The 4,131-nt window shown below is 72.5% G+C and carries 4 protein-coding genes; 1 reads left to right on the plus strand and 3 read right to left on the minus strand.

Annotated elements, in window-relative coordinates:
- Nucleotides 1-50: 50 nt before the first annotated feature.
- The 3 genes from C6N75_RS26180 to C6N75_RS26190 are packed head-to-tail and all read right to left on the minus strand — an operon-like array spanning nucleotide 51 to nucleotide 3,263.
- Nucleotides 51-854, minus strand: coding sequence for a carbohydrate ABC transporter permease (locus C6N75_RS26180; protein ID WP_105871352.1), 804 nt, complete (start codon nucleotides 852-854; stop codon nucleotides 51-53).
- A gap of 1 nt (nucleotide 855) precedes the next feature.
- The gene (locus C6N75_RS26185) at nucleotides 856-2,001 is read right to left on the minus strand and encodes a carbohydrate ABC transporter permease (protein WP_258177622.1); all 1,146 of its coding nucleotides are present in this window, start codon (nucleotides 1,999-2,001) and stop codon (nucleotides 856-858) included.
- Nucleotides 1,998-3,263, minus strand: a complete 1,266-nt coding sequence (locus C6N75_RS26190) for an extracellular solute-binding protein (RefSeq protein ID WP_105871353.1) — start codon at nucleotides 3,261-3,263, stop codon at nucleotides 1,998-2,000. The genes C6N75_RS26185 and C6N75_RS26190 overlap by 4 nt, the downstream gene beginning before the upstream one ends.
- A 270-nt stretch (nucleotides 3,264-3,533) precedes the next feature.
- Between C6N75_RS26190 and C6N75_RS26195 the strand changes: the two genes are divergently transcribed.
- Nucleotides 3,534-3,932, plus strand: coding sequence for a cell division protein SepF (locus tag C6N75_RS26195; RefSeq protein WP_105871354.1), 399 nt, complete (start codon nucleotides 3,534-3,536; stop codon nucleotides 3,930-3,932).
- Nucleotides 3,933-4,131: the final 199 nt, after the last annotated feature.

Raw genomic sequence — 4,131 nt, forward strand, 5'->3', positions numbered from 1 at the left:
ACCGTCATCCCCTGCCTGCTGGTCTTCGGCCTCCCTCAGCGCTACCACCCCTACGCCTTCATCCCACTGGTGGCGATCGAGTCCGTCAGATAGCGCTGAAGCAGGCCGAAGACCAGCAGGCAGGGGATGACGGTGATGGTCGCGCCGGCCATGATCTGGTTGATCGTCACGTTCTCGCCCTCCAGGGTGGCCAGGCCCACGGTGAGCGTGCGCATCGCCTCGGACTGGCCGATGACCAGCGGCCACAGGAAGTCGTTCCAGTGCCACAGGAAGACGAAGACGCCCAGGGTCGCCAGCACCGGGCGGATCAGGGGCAGCACGACGGTGGTGTACACCCGCCACTCCGACGCCCCGTCCATCCGGGCCGCCTCGAACAGCTCGTCGGGCAACTGCACGATGAACTGCCGCATCAGGAACACCGCCTGCGAGTTGGCGAGGGTCGGCACGATCAGGCCCCAGTAGGTGTCCACCCCGCCCAGCTCGGCCACCAGCAGGTAGTACGGGATGAGGGTGGCCTGGAAGGGCACCATCAGCGTCGCCAGGAACGCCCAGAACAGCACCTCCCGCCCCGGGAAGCGCTTCTTGGCGAAGGCGTAGCCGGCCATCGAGGCGAACAGCAGGATCAGCACCACCGACACCAGCGAGTACACCAGCGAGTTCAGCGCCCAGCGCAGCACGTCAGCGCCGCCCAGTACGTCGGCGAAGTTCTGCCAGGTGGCCCGGGTGACGTCCAGCGCGCCGGGCAGGGTGCGCCCGCCCGGCGGAGCGAAGGCCACCAGCACCATCACCGCGAACGGGGTGACGGTCACCAGCGCCACCAGGGCCAGCAGCACCGGCAGTCTCAGCCGCGCCATGTCAGTCCACCTCCCGGCCGACCAGCCTGCGCTGGATGAGCGAGAAGACCAGCACCACCAGGAAGAGCACCAGACCCACCGCGCAGGCATAGCCGAAGTCGAAGAACTTGAAGCCCGCGTCGTACAGGAAGTACACCAGGGAGTAGCTGGCCCGCACCGGACCTCCGGCCGTCATCACGTACATGGCGTCGAACACCTGGAACGCCCCGATCGCCTCGATGACCAGGACGAAGAAGAGGACCGGGCGCAGCAGCGGCAGGGTCACCCAGCGGAAGCGCTGCCAGGTGTTCGCCCCGTCGATGACGGCCGCCTCGGTGACCTCGCGCGGCACCGACTGGAGCCCGGCCAGCAGGATCAGCATGGAATACCCGAACCCCTTCCACGCGGAGGCGGCGGCGATGGAGGGCAGCACCAGGGACTCGCTGCCGAGGAAGTCCACGGGCCCGAGGCCCAGCCCGCCGAGCGCGGTGTTCAGCAGGCCGTCCTCCACCTCGTAGATCCACTTCCAGATCACCGCGGCCAGCACGATGCTGGTGACGTAGGGGAGGAAGAACAGTCCGCGGAAGAAGCCGCGCAGCCACAGCGTGCGGTGCAGCAGCACGGCGGTGCCCAGTGCCAGTGCCACCGTCATCGGCACGTACAGCGCGGTGTAGAGCGCGGTGACGCCCAGCGCCTCCCAGAACAGCCGGTCGTCCAGCAGCCGGGCGTAGTTGCCGGCGCCGACGAAGGCCCAGTCGCCGCTCAGCCGGTAGTCGGTGAGGGAGAGGAAGGCCGCACCCAGCGTCGGGCCGATGCGGAACACCAGGAACAGCACCAGCATCGGGGCGACGAAGGCGAGCCCGGCCAGCGCCTCCCGCCGGCGGGCCGCCGACTTCCGCCCGGTAGGCGGGCCAGGAGCGGTGACCGGGGGGACCGTACGGTCCTCGGGCGGCGCGGCGGTGGCCACCGGCGTACGCGTCCCGTCAGCCGCGACGGCCGCCACGAGCCCGGCGGCCTCCGGCGTACGCGTCTCCGGGGACCCGGCGGCCTCCGCCGTACGCGTCTCCGCGGGCCCGGTGGCCACCGGCGTACGTGCCTTCTCCGGCCCGGCGGCCTCCGGCTCCTCCTCCGGGGACGGCGGCGTCGCCCGCGACTCGACCCGGCTCAACGCTGCCGCGCCAGCAGGTCGTCGCCGGCCTCGGCGGCCGCCGTCAGCGCCTCGCGCGGCGACTTCTCGCCGGTCAGCGCCGCCTGGATCTCCGGTGCCAGCAGTGCCTGGAGCTGGCGGGCCGCCCGGTGCGGCTCACCGGGGAAGGCGTACGCGAGAGCCGCCTCGTACTCCTTGGCGTGCGCACCCGTGCCGGGCACCGTGACGTCGGAGCGCGGCGAGAAGAAGCCGCCGGCCCGGCCGAGCGCCGCGATCTGCGCGGGCTGGGTCATATAGGCGACGAACCGCTCCGCGCCGGCGGTGTTGCGGCCCGCCGCGTTGATGCCGAGCCCGCCGGGCATCCCGAAGACCACCTGCTTGCGCGGCCCGCCGAGCGCGGGTCCGACGATCACGTTGTCGCTGCCCCAGGCCTGGGCGGCGAGCGCCGCGTCCGCCGGGGTGTTGGTGTACCCCATGGCGACCTGCTGGCGGCCCAGGGCCTGGTCGGTGAAGAGGTTGGCGTTGGTCAGCGCCGAGCGGGGCACCGCCCCGGCCCGGTACAGCTCCACCAGGAAGGTCAGCGCCTCGACCCCCTCCGGCCCGGCGAAGGCGGTCCTGCGGCCGCTCTCGTCGAACACCCGCCCGCCGGCCTGCCACAGCAGCGGGTAGAAGCTCATGTTCAGCGACGCCTCGCCGCTCGCCGAGTAGTCCAGCGTGGCGATCCCGGCCCGCTTCAGCTTCGGCGCGGCCGCCTTGAGCGCGGCCCAGGTGGCCGGCGGCTCCTTCAGCCCGGCCTTGGCCAGCAGCCTGCGGTTGTACAGGGTGCTGGTGACGGTGTGGTAGATCGGCGCGGCGTACACCTTGCCGTCCAGGGTCATCGCCTTCAGCGCGGCGGGCCGGTAGGCGGCGCGGGCCGAGCGGATCGCCCCGTCCACCGGCCGCAGCACGCCGTTGGCCTGGTACTGCGGGATCTGGTCCGGCCCGAGCAGCACCACGTCCGGGCCCTTGCCGCCGCCGAACGCGGTGGCCAGCTTCTGGTCCCGGTTCTCCCAGGGCTGCTGCTCGATGCGGAGGTCGGTGCCGGGATGGGCGCGCTCGAAGCCCTTCTCGACGCCGCCCCAGTACGCCGCGTTGGCCTTCGGATCCATGATCACCGGATACATCCATACGGTGACCTGGTTCGCGGAGGAGCCCCCGCCGCCCGCGCCGCAACCCGCCGCGGCGAGCACGGCGAGGCAGAGCAGCACGAGGGGAGCGGCGGCGCGAGTGAACCCTGTCTTCATGAGGGCCTCCGGAAGGCCGGTCAGAACCCGGACAGTAACCAAACAGTGTCGGACAGTTTCGGGCTGGGCCGAAAGTAGCCGGGCGGTTTCGGAGTGTCAATGCTGCTCGCCTCGGCCCGGCCCCGCCATCCGGCACACACCCGGAACCGACCGGGGGAAAGCCCGAGGGAGTGAGGTCGGGACAGCCGCCGACGGACCGTCAGGGTGGCGGCGCACACCTTCGCCGTGTCGCAGTTGGGCCGAACGGGTGAGCCGGGCGAGGATGGGCCCATGAGTAGGTACGAGAGGTACGACGTCACCGACGAGCAGTGGGAGGGGCTGGCCCAGGTCGTCCCGCTGCGCGGGCGCAACGAGTGGCCGTCCCGGGTGGACCACGAGACCGTCCCCCAGAGCTACGAGGGGGCCGAGCACCGCCGCATGATCGTGCTGCGGGTCCAGGTCTTCGCCGACGCCCGCGAGGTCGCCGACCACCTCGTCGCCCAGATCCCCGTGCTGCTCGACCTCACCGGGGCCGAACCCGACGTCGCCAAGCGCATCCTGGACTTCAGCAGCGGCGTCGTCTTCGGGCTCGGCAGCGGCATGCACCGCGTGGACCGCAACGTCTTCCTGCTCGCCCCGGCCGGCACCGAGGTCGAGGGCGTCGCCGCGGCCACCGTGCCGCACGCCTAGGAGGCCCGGGCATGACCTCCCCCGACCCTTCCCCCCGCCCCCACCCCGCGCCCCCCCCCCCCCCCCCCCCCCCCCCCCGGCCCCCCCGCCCGCTCCCCCCCACCCCGCAGTCGGAGCCCCGCCCCCCCCCCCAAAACCCCCCCGCCGCGCGGCGCGCGGTGGCCGCGGGACAGCGCGCGATCCTCCACCGGGCCCACCC

The sequence above is a fragment of the Streptomyces solincola genome, from assembly GCF_002982015.1.
GTDB lineage: Bacteria > Actinomycetota > Actinomycetes > Streptomycetales > Streptomycetaceae > Streptomyces > Streptomyces solincola.